Annotated in this window: 17 protein-coding genes; 5 read left to right on the top strand and 12 right to left on the bottom strand. The window is 58.1% G+C overall.

The genetic code is table 11. The features are described from left to right. Positions 1-11: 11 nt before the first annotated feature. The 3 genes from C4S72_RS02720 to C4S72_RS02710 form a co-directional block, all read right to left on the bottom strand. Positions 12-1253 carry a GGDEF domain-containing protein gene (locus C4S72_RS02720; protein WP_160115435.1) on the bottom strand — a complete coding sequence of 414 codons (1242 nt, stop codon included), beginning with the start codon at positions 1251-1253 and terminating at the stop codon, positions 12-14. A 156-nt stretch (positions 1254-1409) separates the two neighbouring features. After that, positions 1410-2855 (bottom strand): sucrose phosphorylase, encoded by a 1446-nt coding sequence (gene gtfA / locus C4S72_RS02715; protein WP_104001525.1) that lies wholly within the window; start codon positions 2853-2855, stop codon positions 1410-1412. A gap of 426 nt (positions 2856-3281) precedes the next feature. Then, positions 3282-4136 carry a transglutaminase family protein gene (locus C4S72_RS02710; protein ID WP_104001524.1) on the bottom strand — a complete coding sequence of 285 codons (855 nt, stop codon included), beginning with the start codon at positions 4134-4136 and terminating at the stop codon, positions 3282-3284. A 116-nt stretch (positions 4137-4252) separates the two neighbouring features. Here C4S72_RS02710 and C4S72_RS02705 point away from each other — a divergent pair, with 116 nt between their 5' ends. From C4S72_RS02705 to C4S72_RS02695, 3 genes are all read left to right on the top strand, one after another. Further along, positions 4253-5017 (top strand): DUF4197 domain-containing protein, encoded by a 765-nt coding sequence (locus C4S72_RS02705; RefSeq protein WP_104001523.1) that lies wholly within the window; start codon positions 4253-4255, stop codon positions 5015-5017. A gap of 90 nt (positions 5018-5107) precedes the next feature. Continuing rightward, a complete protein-coding gene (locus tag C4S72_RS02700) occupies positions 5108-5347 on the top strand; it encodes a hypothetical protein (RefSeq protein ID WP_104001522.1) in 240 nt (79 codons plus the stop codon). Positions 5348-5405: 58 nt separating this feature from the next. Then, complete coding sequence (locus C4S72_RS02695) at positions 5406-6257, top strand: DMT family transporter (protein WP_104001521.1); 852 nt, start codon at positions 5406-5408, stop codon at positions 6255-6257. On the opposite strand, the gene C4S72_RS02690 is transcribed toward C4S72_RS02695, so the two are convergent. The 3 genes from C4S72_RS02690 to C4S72_RS02680 all read right to left on the bottom strand — a co-directional run bounded on the left by C4S72_RS02690 (position 6229) and on the right by C4S72_RS02680 (position 11283). Next, positions 6229-7356: a PQQ-dependent sugar dehydrogenase gene (locus tag C4S72_RS02690; protein WP_104001520.1), complete on the bottom strand. Its 1128-nt coding sequence runs from the start codon at positions 7354-7356 to the stop codon at positions 6229-6231. The genes C4S72_RS02695 and C4S72_RS02690 overlap by 29 nt on opposite strands. Before the next feature lie 68 nt (positions 7357-7424). After that, positions 7425-8288 (bottom strand): DMT family transporter, encoded by an 864-nt coding sequence (locus C4S72_RS02685; protein ID WP_235009025.1) that lies wholly within the window; start codon positions 8286-8288, stop codon positions 7425-7427. Between the two features lie 76 nt (positions 8289-8364). Next, positions 8365-11283 carry an insulinase family protein gene (locus C4S72_RS02680; protein ID WP_104001518.1) on the bottom strand — a complete coding sequence of 973 codons (2919 nt, stop codon included), beginning with the start codon at positions 11281-11283 and terminating at the stop codon, positions 8365-8367. A gap of 452 nt (positions 11284-11735) precedes the next feature. On the opposite strand from C4S72_RS02680, the gene C4S72_RS02675 reads away from it, so the two are divergent. After that, a complete protein-coding gene (locus C4S72_RS02675; protein ID WP_104001517.1) occupies positions 11736-12104 on the top strand; it encodes a phasin family protein in 369 nt (122 codons plus the stop codon). Positions 12105-12354: 250 nt separating this feature from the next. Next, on the top strand, positions 12355-12840 hold the full coding sequence (locus C4S72_RS02670) for a phasin family protein (RefSeq protein ID WP_104001516.1): 486 nt from the start codon (positions 12355-12357) through the stop codon (positions 12838-12840). Positions 12841-13046: 206 nt separating this feature from the next. On the opposite strand, the gene C4S72_RS02665 is transcribed toward C4S72_RS02670, so the two are convergent. From C4S72_RS02665 to C4S72_RS02640, 6 genes are all read right to left on the bottom strand, one after another. After that, on the bottom strand, positions 13047-14255 hold the full coding sequence (locus tag C4S72_RS02665) for a UbiH/UbiF/VisC/COQ6 family ubiquinone biosynthesis hydroxylase (protein ID WP_104001515.1): 1209 nt from the start codon (positions 14253-14255) through the stop codon (positions 13047-13049). A 130-nt stretch (positions 14256-14385) separates the two neighbouring features. Next, positions 14386-15663: a serine--tRNA ligase gene (gene serS / locus C4S72_RS02660; protein WP_104001514.1), complete on the bottom strand. Its 1278-nt coding sequence runs from the start codon at positions 15661-15663 to the stop codon at positions 14386-14388. A gap of 52 nt (positions 15664-15715) precedes the next feature. Next, complete coding sequence (gene crcB, locus C4S72_RS02655; RefSeq protein ID WP_104001513.1) at positions 15716-16087, bottom strand: fluoride efflux transporter CrcB; 372 nt, start codon at positions 16085-16087, stop codon at positions 15716-15718. After that, positions 16084-17445: a replication-associated recombination protein A gene (locus C4S72_RS02650; RefSeq protein WP_104001512.1), complete on the bottom strand. Its 1362-nt coding sequence runs from the start codon at positions 17443-17445 to the stop codon at positions 16084-16086. Before C4S72_RS02650 ends, crcB begins: the two co-directional genes overlap by 4 nt. Then, entirely contained in the window at positions 17445-18077 is a 633-nt protein-coding gene (gene lolA / locus C4S72_RS02645; protein ID WP_104001511.1) for an outer membrane lipoprotein chaperone LolA, read from the bottom strand. Before lolA ends, C4S72_RS02650 begins: the two co-directional genes overlap by 1 nt. A gap of 4 nt (positions 18078-18081) precedes the next feature. Continuing rightward, positions 18082-20838, bottom strand: a complete 2757-nt coding sequence (locus C4S72_RS02640; RefSeq protein ID WP_104001510.1) for a DNA translocase FtsK — start codon at positions 20836-20838, stop codon at positions 18082-18084. Between the last annotated feature and the right edge of the window lie 154 nt (positions 20839-20992).

Genomic DNA, 20992 nt, shown 5'->3' with positions numbered 1-20992 from the left:
CGGCCCGGGATTTAAACCGTGCCCTCATGGGTGTCGGCGACACACACGCGATCCCGACCTTCTCGCTTGGCGCGATACAGCTCCCGGTCAGCCAATGACAGGCTCTCCTCCAGATGGCGATCTACCGCGACTTCAACCACCCCGATCGATAGCGTCATACACACCTGGGATCCACGTGCAGCAAAACCGGCTTTACGGATCGAATCGCAGAGCCGTTCTGCAACACCGGCCGCCTCATCCAGCGAGGTTTGCTCGAGCAGCAGATAGAACTCTTCGCCGCCGACGCGAAACAGATGATCACCATCCCGCAGCAGCGCCCGGCAATGCTCCACAAGAAACTTCAGTGCGCGATCCCCCACCGCGTGGCCGAAGTTGTCGTTAATCGACTTGAAGAAATCCACATCCAGCAGTAACAGGCTGAGCGGCAGCCCGGTCTCGCGATGTCTGTTGATAGTAGTTCGAGCCACGCGGGTGAACTGGCGACGGTTACCGATGCCGGTCAGGGGATCGGTCAGCGAGGCAAGCTCCAGCCTTTCGATCAACCGGTTACGTTCGGTGACATCGAGCATCGCCCCAACCTGTCCAGCCGGTTTACCATCGGCGTGAAAAAACACCGCCTTGTTGAACTCGATCTCACGCTCCTGCCCATCGGCATAGCGCACCGGCGCTTCGTAGCGCTGGTGGCCACCAGACGCCAGCAGCTCTGTATCGGCACGGTAATAACGATCCGCCAGTTCCGGCGGCGCTACGTCATAAACCGAATGACCGATAATCTGGTTTAACGGCAGGCCAAGGAATTCGGAAAAGGCGACATTGCAGCCGCGGTAGATATGGAACTGGTCCTTGAAGAAAATCGGCACCGGGATGGCATCGATAACGGTCTGCAGCATGCCGCTGTCGGCGACGTTTTCCGGCATGCGGCGGCGCTGTGTCTCCAGGGTGATGATTTGCAGCGCTATCTGCTCAGTGTTGCTGCGACTGACACAGCTCAGCGCCCCCATCTCGATAGCCCGTACCGAGGCGGAAAAATCACTGCGCACCGCCACAACAATAACCTGACGGGCCGCCAGCAGGCGCTGCTCCTGCTCATTGAGCTCTGCTTCGGTGAGTAGCGCCATGGCGCCCACCGGAATTTCAATCAGAGAATCGAAATGTAACCAGCGCGTGCCGGTTCCGGCATTCTCCAGGAGCTGTTTCATAGGCTCGACGAGATCGCCGACTCCGGGCGAAAAATAGATAACCAGATCGTCCATCGGGAGTCGCAAATACCCTGAGGCTGTAATTAATGTCGGCATCTCAATACAGCCTGGCATTCTGACCGGCTGTTCAACATTTAAACTCTAGCCGGCCTTATATCGATGGATCAAGCATATATACGAGCTATCTTAAAACACTCGTTTTAATTCCCTTCAGCACTGCATCACCGCTTCCGCGCCGGTCTGTTCGTCGGTGTAGGTGATCCGGGCCGTTTTAAAATTGAGGTCGACGAACAAACGGCAGAAATGCTCCCCGTGACGCCAGGCCATAGCCACGCTGGTATCGCTGGAGTAATGCAGTTCGAAGCGCCCCTCAAAGGCGGGATGGGTATTGCGAAAACGCATCAGCTCGAGCAAGCGTTTAACCACCGGCGTCTGCATCGCTTCGTCGATCTCTTCAAAACTGTAGTAGTGACGGTTGATATCTCGCGCCTCGCCGGTTTCTTCCATCAGGTCGTAATCGTTGCAGCCGGCAAACAGGCCAACGTAATACACCTGCGGAATCCCGGGAGCGAAAAACTGGATCGCCCGCGCCGCGATGTAGGCATCATCGTTTTTCATCAGGGCTTCGTAGAAGGTGCAGGTCAGCTGGTAAATCGCACCGACGCTGTGTGCGTTCACCGCCGAGCGTCGCAGTATGGGATCCGCGCTGCGGGTCGATACCGTATCGATCAGCCCCTTGATCTGGTCATCCGGCAGTACCCCCTCAACATCCGGAATGCAGATACCATCGTGGGTATCCAGCACGGTGACCATGTTGCGAGGCGCCATCCGCAGCCAGTGCTTGAGATAGACACTGTTGTCATCCAGCAGCGTGTACAGCATCAGAGGCGGCAGCGCGAAACCGTAAGGGTGCATGTCGCGACGACCGATAGCGTACTGATAGCTGGAGTGGTCATGCACCTCGGGCAGCAGCTCGGTGTTGTGCATGTGCGCAACCTCGTTGAACCAGTCCAGGTTGCGGTAGACATCAGGCTCCACCAGAAAACAACTAGTGCCGATCTTTTTGGTGGTGTAACCAAAGGCATCCAGACGAAACAGTTTCACGCCCTTGTGCGCCAGAAAGGCGATGTAGTGTCCCATCAGCTCGAGGGTTTTGGCCGACTCGTAGTTCAGGTCGATCTGATGTTCGGTGAAGGTACACCAGACGCGTCCCTTGGAACCGTCAGCGAACTTCACCTCGCGAAACGGCTCTTTCTCCTTGCGGATATGTATTTTCGCCAGATCGTCATGGGTGATCGGTTCCAGATCATCCACATTGATAAACATCTCGGCGTATTCCGACTCATAACCTTTCTCGATGAAGTCCTTGAACTCCACCGACTCATCGGAGATATGGTTGAGAATCAGGTCAACACAGAGATCGTAGCGGCTGGAGATATGCTCGATATCCTGCCAGCTGCCAAAGCGGGGATCGACCTCGGTATGGGTTAACGGCGAGAAGCCGGCATCGGCGTTGGAGGGGTAGAACGGCAGAATATGGACCCCACCCACCGCATTGCCCAGATACTTTTCCAGGACCCTGTCCAGGTCCCTGAGGTTTTTGCCCATCCGGTCTGGATAGCAGATCAGCTGTACCTGGTTGCGTAGCACCGTCATCGCCTTCCTCCTTACAAAACCGTTTCACCTACCTTAGAGGCCATAACGGCATCGATGCAAATATCTGACCGCCATTCTCGGATATAGGGAAAAATTCGGCGCGATACTGCTAAAGGCAGCTGCTCACCAACACCTGCAACCGCCGAGAGCGCCTGGGATGACACAACCGCTGCAGGTACAGCTGGGAAACTTATGCCTGCTGACGGTGCTCACCTGCACTGCCAGGGCACAGGATCCATCGTCAGAAAAAGCTGTCCGGCGCTTTACTCCGATGAATAACTCGGACGGTTGCTTTCTTCGCGCGAGTGGTATTACTCGAGCAGAGATGACCCGCGCTACAGTGCCGCGGAGAGCCCAGTGAACAGTCCCCGCGCAGGCTGCAGCAATCTACCAGTAACCAATACAACCACTTGCTCGACGGGCCTCTTAGCCTTCCAGCAGCGTGATCCAGACACCCACTTTCAGCGTCGAGCCTTCGGGGCCAAGGAAAGAGCCTTCGACGGGAGGAACACTTTCGGGATTGCGTGCCACCGCCACAGGAATATGCGCCACACCGGTGATTTCACCGCTGGTTGGATCAAAGCCCTTCCAACCGGCACCGGGTATATAAACCTCCGCCCAGGCGTGGGTCGTGCCGAAGAACTCCGGGCCTGGCGGCACAAAAAGATAGCCGCTGACAAAACGGGCGGCAAAACCGAGATGACGCACCGCCGCGATATAGAGGTTGGCGAAATCGCGACAGGAGCCACTGCCCAGCGACAGCGTCTCTTCCGGCGTCTGCACGCCCGGCTCCTCTCGTACGTTGTACTCAAACCCGGTTTCGATGGCATCGCAGAGCCGACGCAGCAGACCGTAGGACTGGATCGCCTCCTCGCCGTCCCAGCAATTTGCGATCCACTGCGTTAAGGCCTCGGAACTTTCCCCGGCGGCAAAATAGGGGTTCAGCACCACCCTGTCCTCTTCGAGATAGTCGAAGGGGTAGGCCACCGCGTAGTCCTCCACGAGGAAATCCAGTGGATGCTGATCAAAGTGTTCCAACTCCACCTCGCTGAGGATCTCGAACTCGTTACAGGGCGTATCGAACTCAGCCACGGCCACCGAGTTGTTCTCCACATCCCGGTACCAGCGCACGTTGCTTGCCGGCGGAGACAAGGTCAGCGTCGCCGACAGTATGCGCACATCGTGATCCTCGCGCGGACGGATTCTGAGCCAGTGCGGGTCGAGACTGGTTTCACCATTAAAACCGTACCAGGTGCTGTGTTTGATCCTGTAGCGTTTCATCTCGAATACTCATCCAGAATGCAGTTGGATAACCGCAAATTTAGCTGTGAACTTCACTACACTCGGTGCAGTCATACGGCGGTTACATCGTTAAATTCTTGATTAGGAGCACCCGCGTGCAGATCCACTCCCTGACTTCCGCCCTCACACTTTGCAGCCTGTTGGCTTTCAGCACAACCAGCCAGGCAGGCCTTGGCGATCTGCTCAACCAGGGTGCAGAGCTGCTGAAAGAGACCACCAGTGCGCCTGCATCCAGCAACAGCGCACCCACCAACCTTTCTGCCGACACCCTGGCTTCGGGCCTTAAAGATGCACTGGAGGTTGGCACCCAGCGCGCCGTTGACACCCTGGCCGCCACCGACGGCTACTATGGCAGCAAAGATGTGAAGATTCCGTTGCCTGCCTACCTGGAAACTACCCGCAGCATGCTGGTGGGCGCCGGCTTCGGCAGCCAGGTCGAGGCCTTTGAGCTGAGCATGAACCGCGCTGCCGAAGACGCCGTCACCGAAGCCGCGCCGATCTTTGTTGACGCGGTCCAGGCGATGACCATCGATGATGCCCGCCGGATCTACAGCGGCGGTAACGACGCCGCCACCGAGTACTTCCGCGATCACACCTACAGCGAACTCAAGGAGCGCTTTCGCCCGCGCATAGAAACCGCCATGGCCAGCAGCGGTGTCACGGCAGCCTACCAGGGACTGATGGATATGGCGGAATCCCAGGTATCTCTGCTCAGCAGCTTCAACCTGGACCTGCCCGACTACGTCACCGAACAGGCGCTGGACGGACTTTTCCTAAGACTGGCCGAAGAGGAAGCCCTGATCCGCAACGAACCTGTAGCCCGCACCACCGATCTGCTGAAAGAAGTGTTTGGCAACTGACCCGGCACCAAAGTACAGTTGCAGCAGTGTACCCCACCCGGGGACACTGCTCTCAAATTGAACCGGGACGAACCGGTCGATGGATAGATTATGAATACCATTTCAGCCTTCAATTCAGGTGTTCAGGCGTTTCAGACAGCCAGCAACCAGATTGAACAGAGCGCACAGAATATCGCCCAGCAGACAACGGGCCTGGCGTCAGACGCCGCACCCTCGCTGGAGGAGTCACTGATCAGCCAGACAGAGGCTAAAACCTACGCTCTGGCCGGGGTCAAGGTCGTACAGAGCGCTGACGAGGTACTCGGTACCCTGCTCGATATTTCTGTCTGACGCTCAACGCATAAAAAGCAACGCCTGAAGAACAACAATAAAACAAGGAATTGTGCCCATGAGTTCAGGTCGTATCTTCGCCCTGACCTGCCTGGCAATGCTTGCCTTTGCCGGCAACTCCCTTCTCTGCCGTATCGCCCTGCGCGATACCGCTATCGATCCCGCCAGCTTTACCGCAATCCGTCTCTGCTCTGGCGCTCTGACGCTCTGGCTGTTCCTTGTGCTGCGCTCCCAGGGCAGAAAAGCCACCGGTAACTGGCCGTCGGCACTGGCGCTGTTTCTTTACGCGGGGCTGTTCTCGTACGCCTATACGCAGCTGGAAGCCGGCGCCGGCGCCCTGCTGCTGTTTGGTGCGGTGCAGGTAACGATGATCGGCTACGCGCTGCTGCAGGGTGAACGCTTTACGCCGCTTCGCTGGCTAGGTCTTGGCGTGGCGCTGGCAGGCCTGATCGGCCTGATGCTGCCAGGCCTCAGCGCGCCACCGCTCTTATCGGCGCTGCTGATGGCTGGTGCGGGGGTCGCCTGGGGAGTCTATTCATTGCGAGGGCGCAGCGGCGGCAGCCCGGCTCTCGCCAGTGCCGGCAATTTTATCCGTGCCGCGCCGCTGGCACTGCTGCTTGTGGCCGGAGCCAGGCTCCATGGATCTGCTGAGCTGGATAGTGCAGGGGCGCTCTGGGCTGTTGCATCCGGTGCGCTGGCATCGGCCCTGGGTTATCTGATCTGGTACGCGGCCCTGCCCCATATCAGCGCTACCAATGCGGCCACCATTCAACTCAGCGTGCCGGTGATCACCGCTATCGCGGGAATAGCGCTGCTGGGCGAAACACTCAGCTTGCGCCTGGTGCTGACCTCTCTGGCGATTCTTGGTGGTATTGCGCTGGTTATTCGGCAGAAGCCGGCTGCAACCTGAGAATCCGACCACTATCGGTGGAGAGATAGATCAGTCCATCCGGCCCCTGCTCCACATCCCGGATACGCTCGTTCATCTCACCAAGCAGCCGCTCCTCGGCCACCGCTTCGCCGCTATTATCGAGATCTACCCGATTCAAATGGGTGAGCGCCAGTGCCCCTGAAAACAGGTTGCCGCGCCACTCGGGAAAAGCATTGCCCGTATAAAACATCAGGCTCCCCGGCGCTATTGAGGGGATATAGACCTTCACCGGCGACTCCATGCCCGGCGCCTCCTTACCTTCGCCCACATCGATGGGGCCCCAGTATTCCTTGCCGTAGGAAAGCGTCGGCCAGCCATAGTTGGCGCCAGACTTAATCAGGTTGATTTCGTCACCGCCGCGGGGGCCGTGCTCATTCTCCCAGAGCCGGCCATGCTCGGCGTCGTAAGCGAGTCCCTGGGGATTGCGGTGGCCGTAGCTCCAGATCTCCGGCAGGGCTCCCGCCTTGCCGATAAAGGGATTGTCGCTGGGGATCTCGCCATTGAGCATCAGCCTCATGATGCTGCCTGCATGGGTCTGCAGGTTCTGTCCATTCGGACGCTCGCCGCGGTCACCGGTGGAAAAATACACATACCCCTTACCATCAAAGGCGATGCGCCCGCCAAAATGGCGGGTAGTGCCAGTGCCGGACCGGGTGATGAGAAGATCCTGCCAGTCGGTCAGTTGCGTACCTTCCAGCCGGGCCCGTGAAAGTACGGTGACACCGCGATTTTCGACTGAAGCGACCCAGGTGATGTAATACCAACCCGGCGCTTCTGGCGTTGATGCCAGGTCGAGCAGACCACCCTGCCCGCCGGTTCGGATCTGGGGTAGACCCGTGATCTCAGTGAGTTCGCCGCTGTCGAGATCCAGCAGACGCACCCGCCCTTCCCTTTCGGTGAGCATCAGCCGGCCGTCATCGAGAAACTCCATCCCCCAGACAACGCCCAACCCGGAGGCAAGCTCCTCTACTTCCACTGAACCGCTATCGCTAGCCTCGTGATGAACGATCTCCGCCTGAACGGCCTGCTGTCCAGCGAATAGCAATCCCATCGCTAGGGATATGGACCTGCATAACATGACGAACCTCCCTGATCCTGAGTAACGGCGTATGGACAGGTTTGACTCCAAACGGGGACTCAGGTTCGCTATTTGGCCCCAGCTGCTGTTTTCGCCGGTCTATTGAGGGTGAGTACACCTCCGGCAAACACCAGCAACATCCCAAATATGGTCAGCAGCGCGATGCTCTCATCCCAGAGCAACCAACCCACTGCGGCGGCCAGCACGACGGAGCTATAGGTAAACGGCCCCAGTTGCGCCGCCGGCACCAAGGTATAGGCTCGACTCAAGCTTAGCTGCGCCAGCGTTGACGCGGCACCAAGACCCAGCAGCCACAGCAGCGCCTCCGGACTTGGCGTCACCCAGTGCAGGGCCGCTGGCACCACCGAAAACAGGGAGCCAAACAGAGCAAAGTAGAAAACGATCCGCTGCGGCGGCTCGGTCAGGTGCATGCGCCTTACGGTGACTTTCGCCAGCGCACTGAGAGATGCGCCCAACAACGCCACAATGATGCCCATATTGATCGCGCCCTGCTGCGGGTTAAGGATCAGCGCCACACCGGCAAAGCCCACCAGCAGCGCCAGCTTAACCCGAGCCGGTACATGTTCACCCAGCCACCAGAAGGCGATCACCGGTACAAAAAAGGGTGCCGTCTGCTTCAGCAGCGCCGCTTGCCCCAGCGGCAATACAGACCAGGAATAATAGAGACAGGACATGGCGGAAATACCCACCACGGCACGCATCAGGTGCAGGTGGATATTTTTTGTCGCCATGGCGCGGGAGGCACGTAACAGAAAGGGCAGCATCAGTATCAGCCCCATCAGGTTGCGCATAAACACGATCATCGGCGTGCTCAGTTCATCACTGACCACACGAATAATCACCCCGGCGCCCACCAGCATCGACTCCGAGAGCACAATGAGCGCGGCCGCCTTGAGTAACGAAGGATTCAAAACTGCTAATTCCCCAAAAAAATCGCCCCGAATAGAATCGGGGCGATATCGATATTGAGCGTTGTCCGGTCTGAGATCAGATCTCGATACGCTCAAAGCTCTCCGGCAGCTCTTCCGCGCCCTTGGTGCTGGTCACCACGGCAACGGCGGCGCGTTCCGGCTGCAGGTATTCCAGTGCGACACGGCGCAGGTCGTCGATACCAACCGCCAGAATCTGGCTGCGGAAACGCTGACGCTGCTCCGGGGTGCGACCGAACAGAGTGGAGTGGTAAGTCTGCTTCGCCTCACCGGCCGGTGAGCCCGGTTTGTCGATGGAGCTGACCACACCGAGCACCGCTTCTTCGAGCTTTTGCGGTTCGATGCTGTTCTCGCTGATCCAGCGCGCCGCCGCATCGAAGTCATCCAGAGTCCCGCTGATACGCGGATCACGGTAGGAGAAGAAACGGAACACGGCATCACCGCTATCCTGAGAAGCTCCAGCGCCATAGGCGCCGCCCTTTTCACGGATCGCGCGGTGCAGGTAATTATTGCGCAGGAACTCACCCAGCACGGTCAGCGGCGCAGCATCTGGATGCTCGACGGTGACGGTCGGAAATGCCTTGGCGCAGAAGTTCACCTGGGTGCTGGTCATCCAGACCTGCTGCACCGCTTCGCGGGTCTGCGGCAGGCTGAAGCCGGTAAAGCCTTCGCTGGACGGGGCATCCGACCAACGCTGCTCAATCGCCTTGGTCATGGCATCGCGATGTTCCTCTTCGCCTACGCTGAGGAAACGACGCGGCGCGCCAGCCACCAGGCGATGGATCTCCGCCAGGCGCTCGGACAGAGCCTTGAGCTCTTCCTGCTCAGCAAGAGAGCGGTCCAGAGTTTTCAGGCGACGAACGCCTTCAAGACCACGGGTTACATGAGCCATTTTGGAGGCCGGTGAAAAACCGGCGCAGGCTGCCAGCATCGCCATGCCATGACCCTGACCGGTGATAGACTGCTCACGGCGGCTACGCATGTGCGAGACGATCTCTTTCAGACGCTGGGTTTCGTCGAAGCGGGCTTTATCCAGGGTTTCAACCATCAGGTCGGCGAGCGGGTCGCGGTTAACGGCCAGCGCCTTGCCGGACAGTACCAGATACGCAGAAATCTTCTGTTCATCATCGGGCATGCCGCGCACAGAAGTGTAAGCCGAGAAGCCGCCGGTAATCTGGCTCTGGTAAGCCTGGTTCTCGCGGTAGTCGCGATCGCCGCAGCCCAACTCGGTCAGACAGTGGGTGTAGAGCGGCAACAGCGCCTGCTGTTCGTCGCTCAGCGCTGGCAGGTCCAGAATCACCTGCTCGTAGATCAAGCCGTTGGTGCCCGCGGAGTACCAGGCGCTGTCCAGGTTCGGCAGGCCCATGGATGAACCCTGGGGCAGGTTCAGCTCGGTGGGTACATCCTCAAGCGTAACCTTGGGCAGAATCGACTCGTCGTCCACCTGCATCTGGCGCGCTTCGAGCTTTTCTGCCAGATAGATCACTTCCGCTTTTTCGGTTTCGCTCATTGCCGCTTTCATGGCAGCAAGGTGATCCGCTTCGGCCTGATCACGGCGGGCAGAAAGCTGGTTATCCGGGCGCAGGGTCAAACGCACGCGGTGCGGATTATCCAGCAGCCAGCGACGTACCAGTGACGGGATATAATCCGGGTCTTTGATCGCATCGCGCAGTTTTTCCAGCGCCGGATCAACATTCAGCGCCGCCAGAGCGTCGCCGCGATGGATACCGGCAGACAGTGCCCCCAGAATCAGCTGCAGACCGAATGGATAGCTGTCACCCGTGATCTCACGCTGACTCAGCTCCAGCTGATGCAGCTGGGCTTCAACCATCTCCTGTGACACACCATCACGAGCAACCTGCTCGAGCGTATCCAGCACCAGTTTTTCGAACTCGGCCGCTTTCTCCGGCTCGCTGCCCTCCACGCCGCACATGAAGCTCATTTCACGGTTGGAATCCTCAAGGCCGCAAAGCGGTGAAGGTGCGGTGCCGATATCGCTGGATTCCAGCGCCGCGCGCAGCGGTGAGCTTGAGTTGTCCAGCAGAACGCGGGAAAGCAGATGCGCCTGCATCAGCTCGTCCAGATCAATCGATCTTGGCAGCAGCCAGCCCATCACATGATGGGTATGGTCGGCCAGCTCTTCCTGATCCAGAGCGTAGGCTTCTTCAATACGAACAGGCGCGAAGTAGCGCTTCTCGTCCGGTACCGAGATCTCTTCGTCGTTACGCTCGAAGTGCGACAGCGCCAGACTATCGAAACGCTCCTGCAGCTCTTGCGCATCAATATCGCCGAAGGTCATAAACACCGCATTGCTGGGGTGATAATGGCTGCGGTAAAACTCTACCAGGCCTTCGTAGCTGAGGTCGGGGATACAGCTCGGCTCACCACCGCTGTTGTGATGATAGGTCGTCGTCGGGAACAGGTATCGGGTCAGCGTCTGCCAGAGCGTTGAGACCGGCGAGCTCATCGCGCCTTTCATCTCGTTGAACACTACACCCTTGTAAACCAGGTCAGACTCAGGATTTCCGGTTTCAGCGAACTCCACACGATGACCTTCCTGGGCGAAATCGAGCGGATCCAGGCGGGAGAAAAATGCCGCATCGAGATACACATCAAGCAGGTTGAAGAAATCCTTGCGGTTCTGGCTGGCAAAGGGATAAGCCGTCCAGTCTGAACTGGTGAACGCATTCATGAAGGTGTTCAGGGAACGACGCGTCATCATGAAAAACGGGTCACGCACCGGGTAACGCTTGCTACCACAGAGCGCAGTGTGTTCCAGCATATGGGCAACACCGGTGGAGTCTTCCGGTACCGTGCGGAAGGCTACCAGAAAGACGTTCTCATCCCGGTCGGCGGCTATATGGTAATGACGAGCGCCGGTGGCCTGATGTTCAAACTCCTGCACCTCGACATTGAGGGAGTCGATGGTCTGATGACGCAGGAAGCGAAAGCTCGGATGACTTTTAACAGCTTGCATAAATTGGGCTTCACTCCGAAAAACTGAATTTTGGCGCGATGGCTGCGCCCTTACCTGCCCTCCATTGTAACTACTAATGGCAGGGAATCTACGCATAACTCCAACGCGGACTACAGCGGAGCTCCCGCTATGTCGACTGAACCACCTGGCTGCGTCAGCACTCACCTTGCCCTGAATCAGGCATAGACACTCTGGAGCGGCAGACAGACAACACGGAACCGCGTTTTGCGTTGCAACATAATGATCATACTTACAGGATAAAAAGAAGTTCGACTGAATGAAAAAACGCTTAAAAATATTTTTGTGCAGTGCACAAAATAGGCTTGACAAGGCTAGGGAGCGATCATAAAGTGATCACAAATGTTGCAGCGCAACAATTCAGCGAAAGCAGCAGCGCAACTAACCAACGCAACTAACCGATGTTCCTTGGTAGACACTCAAAGGTGATAGCTATGTACGAAGATATGAAAGACAAAATGAAGCCGGTTATGGATATGGCCGAGATCAACAAGAAGACCACTGAAACTCTGATCGCTCTGCAGTCTCAGTACGTGTCTGACTTCGTCAACTCCAGCCTGACCCAGATGAAGGCGCTGACCGCTACCAAAGAGCCGAAAGCGGCTTTTGAAGCTCAGGTTCAGTACCTGAAAGAGGTTGAGGCCAAGCTGACCGACGTAGCCGAGAAAGAGATGGCTGCGCTGACCAGCGCTCGTGAAGAGCTGACCAGCATCATCGAGAAGAGCGTCACTGACATGAGCTCCTCTCCTTACTTCGCTGAACTGCAGAAGTTCATGAAGCCGATGGATATGAAGGCCAAGTAAACGGCCTTGAGGTTCCCTGCTCGACCCAGCAGTAAACCCATTATGGCCGCTCTGCGGCCATCTTTTTTGCACTGCACTATCCATGGATGAGTGTAAGTGTAGAGACACCGGAACGTCTCCCTGTTCAAGGCATCAAGTAGTTGTGCAGCGCACAAAAAGAACTTGACGAATAAAAATCAGGCGTATACGGTGCGATACAAATGATGCACTGCACAACGCCAACTGAACAATTTTATCTGAGGATGCAAACATGTACGACGATATGCTGAAAGAGATGAAAGAGAAGATGGCTCCGGTTGTTGAGATGGCCGAAATCAACAAGAAGACCGCAGAGACCCTGATCTCCCTGCAGTCTGATTACTTCTCCGACTTCGTTAACTCCAGCCTCGCTCAGGTCAAAGCACTGACCGAAGTAAAGGATCCGAAAGAAGCGTTCGACCTGCAGGTCAAATACTTCAAGGACCTCGAAGGCAAGATGACCGGCGTTGCCGAGAAGGAAATGGCGGCTCTGACCCAGGCCAAAGACGAACTGACCACTCTGGTTGAGAAGAGCGTCTCCGAAATGGGCGAAATGCCCTACTTCGATATGGAAAAGTTTGCTGATATGAGCAAGTTCGACTTTTCCGCTTTCGACATGACCAAGTTCATGCCGGAAGCTGTTGCGCCGAAGGCAAAGCCTGCAGCCAAAACCACTACCCGTAAAACCACAGCGGCTTCTGCTTCAGCAACCGCCTGATCCTTACCGGGAATCGAAAAACGGCAGCCTCAGGGCTGCCGTTTTTGTTTTTATGCTCGAGATTGCGGCGGGCCATCGCGCCGGGGTCGTCACTCCTGCTTGAAACAACCCGCGCACATTTGTAAGTGGTGCGCCTCCATACCGATTGAAGCTGGCAGAGTAGTGATTCAAACCCCCTCCGGTTGACCGCGGCGAGGGCGCCGTTCCTACTGAGCCATGGCTGGCAGATCGCCCTCGAGCCCCATGGCAAAACGCATCACCCGATCCTTGGCAAATGGCAGCCTGCCAGCCAACCCAAGCCCCAGATTGCGCACCAGCTTCAGCGGACCGACCTGGTTACTGAACATGCGGTAGAACGCGTCCATGGTCTGCATCATCATCAGATTATGCCGACGGCGCCTCTCCTCGTAGCGCTCCAGCACCAGCAGCGACTCCACCGGCTCACCGGCGGCAACAGCCTTGAGCAGCTCTTCCGCCAGTACCGCGGCATCCAGCAGACCGATATTGACGCCTTGACCAGCCAGCGGATGAATCATGTGCGCGGCATCTCCCGCCAGGGCAACACCTTCGGCCACATAGCGCTGCGCATGCTGACGCTGCAGCGGGAAAAAGCCGCGCTCCAGCAGTTCCGGGATCGGCCCAAGACGGCTCGGGAAGGTTTCACGCAGCTCCGCCATAAAGCGGGCCTCCGGCAGCTCCATCAGACGGCGAACCTCATTGGGCGTGTTGTACCAGACCAGGGAGGCGCAGGAGCCGCTTAACGGCAGAAACGCCAGGGGCCCCGTCGGGGTAAACTGCTGCCAGGTAATATCCTGCTGCTCGTAACCGGTTTTCACCGAGGCCACGAGCGCATACTGATCGTAATCCCATTTATGGGTGCCGATTCCCACCGCATCGCGCACGCGGGAGCGACCACCATCCGCTGCTATCAACAGGCGGCCGACGATCTCCTGCCCGTTTTCCAGCTGCACGATGGAAGCGCCGGGTGAATAATCGATGCTGGTGATGCGCGCAGGACAGATCAGATCGACATTTTTGATCTCTCGCACCCGATCCAGCAGCGCCAGCTGGATAACCCGGTTCTCGACGATATTACCCAGGTAAGGATGGCCGATACGAGCGGCATCAAACTCGGTAGCGCCACGCTTGTCGCTGGCCTCCCAGACCCGCATACGCCGATAGGGGCACAGCCTGCGCGACTCTATCCCCTGCCAGGCACCGACATGACGAAGAATGCGTTCCGACGCCAGGCTTAATGCAGAAACGCGAAGATCGTGCGGCTGCTCCGGCGAAAAAGCGGGCGGATGCTGCTGCTCAATTACCGCGATGGAGAGATCAGAGTCGGCAAGTGCACAGGCAATGGTAGCGCCCACCATGCCGCCGCCAACAATTACCACGTCATAGCGCTGGTTCATCCTGAAATTTCCTTAGAACTGGATCTGTCCTGCGCAGTATACGCAACTGATCCTTGGATGCTTTGTGACAGGTCAAGGCCCACAAATAGAGAGGCCCCGTCATAGCGGGGCCTCTTCATGCAGCTCAGCCTCAGCCGATCTGGGTGATACCGCCCATGTAAGGCTTGAGCGCCTCAGGTACGGTCACGCTGCCATCTTCGTTCTGGTAGTTTTCCAGCACGGCCACCAGGGTACGGCCAACCGCCAGACCTGAACCGTTCAAGGTATGTACCAGTTCAGGCTTGCCGGTTTCCGGATTACGCCAGCGCGCCTTCATGCGGCGAGCCTGGAAATCCAGCATGTTGGAGCAGGAAGAGATCTCACGGTATTTCTGCTGACCCGGCAACCAGACTTCGAGGTCGTAGGTTTTAGCGGCGCTGAAGCCCAGGTCACCACCACAGAGGGTGATAACGCGGTACGGCAGGTTCAGCTTCTGCAGGATCGCTTCGGCATGGCCGGTGAGCGCTTCCAAAGCATCCCAGGACTTGGACGGCTCAACGACATGTACCAGCTCAACCTTCTCGAACTGGTGCTGACGGATCATACCGCGGGTATCGCGACCGGTGGAGCCCGCTTCGGAACGGAAACACGGCGTGTGCGCAGTGAACTGCATCGGCAGCTCAGCGGCATCGACGATCTCGTCACGTACGAAGTTGGTCACCGGAACTTCAGCAGTCGGGATCAGGTAGTAAGAGCGATCACCGAACGGCAGCTTGAACAGATCTTCCTCGAACTTGGGCAGCTGTCCGGTTCCCTCCAGGGAGTCGGCGTTGACCATGTAAGGAACGTAAACTTCGCTGTAGCCATGTTCAGCGGTGTGAGTGTCGAGCATCAGCTGAATCAGCGCGCGATGCAGACGGGCGATACCGCCTTTCATCACGGCAAAGCGTGAACCGGTCAGCTTGGCTGCGGTAACGAAATCCAGATCGCCGTTTTTCTCGCCCAGGTCGACATGATCTTTCGGCTCAAAAGCGAACTCCGGGATGCTGCCCCAGCGACGCACTTCGACGTTGTCCTCTTCGCTCTCGCCTTCCGGAACAGATTCATGCGGCAGGTTAGGCACGCCCATCAGGATCTTGTCGAGCTCAGCCTGCACGCCGTCCAGTTCGGACTTAGCTGCATCCAGACGTGCGCCCAGAGAGGCCACTTCATCCAGCAGCGGCTGAATATCTTCACCGGCCGCCTTTGCCTTGCCGATACTCTTCGAGCGGGTGTTACGCTCGTTCTGCAGCGTTTCGGTATCGATCTGAATCGACTTGCGCTGGTTTTCCAGTTCAACAAAACGCGCAACAGGGAATTCAAAACCCTTCTTTTTCAGCGACTCAGCCACCGCTTCAGGGTTGGCACGGACCAGTTTCGGATCAAGCATGAAGTAAACGTACCTTAATGTTCGACATCAGTAATGAAGGCATCTGCCCGGTTTAAATCATCCGGGTCAGCAACAGCCCGGCATAAAGCGCCACCAGGCATAAAATGAGGCTCAATGATATATAAATCAGGGCAGACATTATATGCCCCTCCTGAATCATCGCCACCGTCTCCAGCGAGAAGGTGGAAAAGGTGGTGAACGCGCCCATAAAGCCGGTCATCAGCAGCGGCCGCATCTCCGGCGACAGCTTCACCTTTTCAAGGATCAGGACAAAACAGACGCCCATCAGGAAGGAGCCGAGCACGTTAACCGTCAGGGTGCCAAACGGCAGCCGGTGCTCGGCGTTGTTCAATACACCACTGACCCAGTAGCGTCCCAGAGCCCCCAGCGCACCGCCGACGGCGATCAGTATCCAGTGAATCATCGGCCGCTCCCTTTTGGCCCCGAATAGCGCTGTTTTGGACTCTGGGCATCCCAGGCGCGCAGACGCTCCATCTTCTCGCCCAGCTTGATCTCCAGGCCGCGATTTTCCGGCTGGTAATAGCTGCGCTCGGCGATCTCTTCCGGCAGATATTTTTCACCGGCCGCGTAGGCGTCCGGCTCATCGTGGGCGTAGCGGTACTCGGCGCCGTAGCCCATATCCTTCATCAGCGAGGTAGGGGCATTACGCAGGTGCTCCGGCACCGCGTAGCTCGGGTCGGAGCGCACATCGGCCATGGCCTGGGCAAACGCCTTGTAGACCGCGTTGCTCTTTGGCGCCATCGCGCAGTAAACCGCCGCCTGGGCGATGGCTCGCTCGCCCTCGGAAGGACCCACGCGCTCAAATGCATCCCAGGCAGAGAGCGCCACCTGCATGGCGCGGGGGTCGGCGTTGCCGATATCTTCGGAGGCGATCGCCACCAGGCGCCTGGCCACATAAAGCGGATCGCAACCGCCGTCGAGCATACGGCAGTACCAGTAAAGCGCACCGTCCGGCGATGAGCCCCGTACCGACTTGTGAAACGCAGAGATCTGATCGTAAAACAGATCGCCGCCCTTATCGTAACGACGACCTCCGGCCTGAAGCACCTCTTTGAGCACCTCAGCATCGACGGTTTCGCTCGCCCCGTCGGTGCGCGCCAGATCGGCGGCGATCTCCAGCAGGTTCAGGGCACGACGTGCATCACCATCGGCGGCTTCCGCCAACCGATCGATTACCCCTTCGCCAAACACCAGGTTGCGCCGTCCCAGGCCACGCTCCTGATCGTGAAGCGCAGTTTCAATAATCTGGCGCAGAGCGGGCGTTTCCAGCGAGCGCAGCAGATAGACCCGCGCCCGCGATAGCAGTGCGTTATTCAGCTCAAACGAAGGGTTCTCGGTGGTGGCGCCCACAAAGATGACCGTGCCGTCCTCCACGTAGGGCAGAAACGCATCCTGCTGCGACTTATTAAACCGATGCACCTCATCGACGAAGAGGATGGTCTTGCGACCGCTCTGCATCTTCACCTGGCTCGCCTGATCCACCGCCTGGCGAATATCCTTTACACCGGACAGCACCGCCGAGATAGTGACGAAGTGGGCATCGACAAGGTTCGCAATGAGCTTCGCCAGGGTGGTTTTACCCACACCGGGTGGGCCCCAAAGCACCATCGAATGAACCGAACCCTGTTCCAGCGCCTGGCGCAGGGGTTTACTGCGACCGAACAGATGTTCCTGGCCGATATATTCGTCCAGCGTGCGGGGACGCATTCTTGCCGCCAGCGGCTCGTAACCGCCCGCCTGGTCCGAGAACAGATCCTGCATCAGGCCCCCGGATCCAGAATGACATCCACCCCATCAGGCGGAACAAAATTGAACCTGGATTCATCGACCGCCGGATCGACCTTGATGTCATCCAGCATGATTGATGTGCGCTGCCCCAGGGAATCCTCCAGCAGCAATTCGGTCAGCAGCTCGCCGCTAAACAGCAGGCGAATACGGACAAAGCCGCTATCAGCCTCCTGAGGGACCAGTTCGAACACCTCCCGATCGGGCGCATCGTCGATCTGACGAACATCAAACTGCTCTTCCAGCGCTTCGATGTTGCCGCTGAGGATCATCGCCGGTGCGCTGCCTACCTGGTTATCGGCGGACTTGCGCGTCACCTGCTCCAGGTCCGGATCATAGATCCAGATATATTCACCATCGCTGACGATACGCTGCTCAAAGGGCAGCTCGGTATGCCAGTCAAAGCGCGCCGGACGCTCAAGCACGAACTCCCCGCTGGAGTGCTCCTGGCGGCCACCCTCTTCGGAGACGGTATATTGCTCAAAATCCGCCTGAATGCCGTCATGACGGGTCAACAGATCACTGAGTCGATCCACTGCGCTGGCATGCAGTGCGGTACTGATACTGAACAGAGCGCTGATCATTGCGCCCTTGAGATAGGTCGGCATAGCTTTAATCTCTCGGTGGAGGCGGCGCCAGCACTTCGCGCTGGCCGTTGGAACCCGCTTCTGAAATGACACCAGCGGCTTCCATGGATTCAATCATTCGTGCGGCGCGGTTGTAACCGATCTTCAGTTTGCGCTGCACCGACGAGATCGAGGCTTTACGTGTTTCGGTCACAAATGCCACTGCCTCGTCATATAGGGGGTCAGCTTCATCATCAAACAGGTTGCCGCTGCCACCGCCGCCGTCACCGCCGGGCTCGCTGAGAATCTCGTCGATATAGACCGGCTCGCCCATCGCTTTCCATGCCTCAACCGTACGATGCACCTCGTCGTCACTGACGAAGGCACCGTGAACACGGTTCGGCAGGCTTGTGCCGGCCGGCAGGTAGAGCATGTCACCGTATCCGAGCAGGTTTTCCGCACCCGACTGGTCGAGAATGGTGCGCGAGTCGATCTTGGACGATACCTGGAAAGCGATTCGGGTCGGCACGTTCGCCTTGATCAGGCCGGTGATAACGTCCACCGACGGACGCTGGGTCGCCAGGATCAGGTGAATACCCGCCGCCCTCGCCTTCTGGGCGATACGGGCGATCAGTTCTTCCACCTTCTTGCCGACCATCATCATCATGTCGGCGAACTCATCGACCACCACGACGATATACGGCAGGCTCTCCAGGAACGGCGCGGGCTCGGACGGATCCAGCCCCTGTTCCTGCGGATTCCACAGCGGATCACGCAGCGGTTTTCCCTCTTCCTGAGCCTTGATCAGTTTTTCGTTAAAGCCTGCAATATTACGCACGCCCATTTTCGCCATCAGGCGATAGCGACGCTCCATCTCGGCCACACACCAGCGCAGACCGCCGGCAGCCTCTTTCATGTCGGTAATAACCGGCGTCAGCAGATGCGGAATGCCATCGTAGATCGACAGTTCCAGCATCTTCGGGTCCACCAGCATCAGCCGCACCTCATCGGGCGTGGCCTTGAACAGCAGACTAAGCAACATCGCATTAACGCCAACTGACTTACCGGAGCCGGTGGTACCGGCCACCAGCAAGTGCGGCATCTTCGCCAGGTTCGCCACCACCGGATTACCGGCGATATCGTTACCCAGCGCCAGCGTCAGGCGGGAGCTGGCTTCCAGATAGGGCTTGGCGTTGAGCACCTCGCTCAGACGCACGGTCTGGCGTGTTGAGTTGGGAATCTCGATCCCGATCACCGATTTGCCGGGAATAACCTCGACAACACGAACAGCCGCTACCGCCATGGAGCGCGCCAGGTCACGGGCCAGGTTGGAGATCTTGCTGGCCTTAACACCCGGAGCAGGTTGAAGCTCAAAACGGGTGATCACCGGTCCCGGATTCACTTCAACTACTTCCGCCACGACACCGAAGTCTTTCAGCTTCGCCTCCAGCAGGCGGGAGAAGTCTTCGAGTTCATCTTCGGTATATCCGTGATCGGTCTGCAGCTCAGGCGGATCAAGCAGATCCAGAGATGGCAGCACGGGTACCGCCTTGCGGCTGGTGGTGCCGGATGGCTGATTGCCTGGAGGCTCGTCATCAACCAGTGGTTTATGCGATTCCGACAGGGGCACAATCTTCACGCCCTTGCGGCTGGCTCCGGCCTGCAGATCCGCTGCCGGACTCGGCTGCGCGGGGGCTTCCCAGGGAGGCATCTCCTCCTCGATTTCGGGCTCTTCGCTCTGCTCAATGGCGGGCTCTGCAGCCCTGCTCACAGGCACTGCTGCAGCCGCTGGCGATACATCGGGATGAGAAACGGGCCCGGTTGCCCGGCCGATCTCAGGTGTTTCGCCAGTCTGCGAAAGTCCGGCTTCCTCAACATCCCGAGTTTCGCGTGCGACCCGCGTATCGGTTACCGGCTCATCTGCGTCGTTATCACGGGCGCTGAGCCCATCAAGGGAGAATGAAGGTTCAACCCGCTCCCTCTGTGTCGGTTCTTCGCTGTTAAGAGGCTGAGTACGCTGACGGATAGTTGCCTCGGCACGAGCGTCCGCGCGGGTCGGCTGCACGGCAGACCGCGCCTGAACCTGAGCACGGGAACTCTGCGCTGGCGTCTTTTTAAACAGTGGTTCGTCCTGCTCATATTCCTCATCATCGACATGTTCTGGCTCTGCGCTGCGACGGCGACTCAGCCGTTCCGCAACAAACTCCCAGGCACGCAACAGGCTGCCGCCGCAGGCTTCCAATGCTGTTTTCCATGAAATTTCGGTGTAGAGGGTCAAACCGAACAGCAGCAGGGTCCAGTGCATCACCGAACCACCAACGATGCTGAGCCAGGCCACTGAAAGGTCGGATACCGCCTGGCCAATCAAGCCACCTGCCGTAAACGGGTAGTCCAGCTGATCGTTGGAAAGGTGCATAGATGCCAGTGCCGTCAGGCCGATCATCAGCAGAATCGCGCCACTGAGACGCAACATGACGAATGGGATGGCATCCAGCAGGCCAGCGCCTCGCCGGCGCAAAAACCGCAGCGACGGCCAGATGAACAGAACTGGCAGCAGATAAGCACCTACGCCCAGCAGAGATACCGCCACATCGGCAATCCAGGCGCCGGTGACGCCAGTGAGGTTGGAGATTTCCCCCTGATACCCCATGTGTGACCATCCCGGGTCCTTGGGGTCATAACTCAGTATCGCCAACAGTAAAAAAATGTTTAAACCGATCAACAGCACCAGCCCCGCCTCCTTGGCGACCCGGGCCAGCTGCAATCCAAGTGCTGTCGAACTATTGATACGCTTTTCGTTCAAGCTTTTATCCTTAACGCGTTACCCTGCAGTAAAGTGGCAAAAATACCATACTTAGCAGGTCGACGCCGAGCCTTAAGCCTGCGACCTCGAATGGACAATATTGCCACGGAGCGGTAAATTCCCCGCCATTCGCGCGCCTTGTTTTTATCGGCCG

The sequence above is a fragment of the Marinobacterium lutimaris genome (assembly GCF_900108065.1).
In the GTDB taxonomy this organism is placed as follows: Bacteria; Pseudomonadota; Gammaproteobacteria; order Pseudomonadales; family Balneatricaceae; genus Marinobacterium_D; species Marinobacterium_D lutimaris.
The sequence above is the reverse complement of the archived record's forward strand: the minus strand, read 5'-3'. Positions and strand labels throughout refer to the sequence as shown.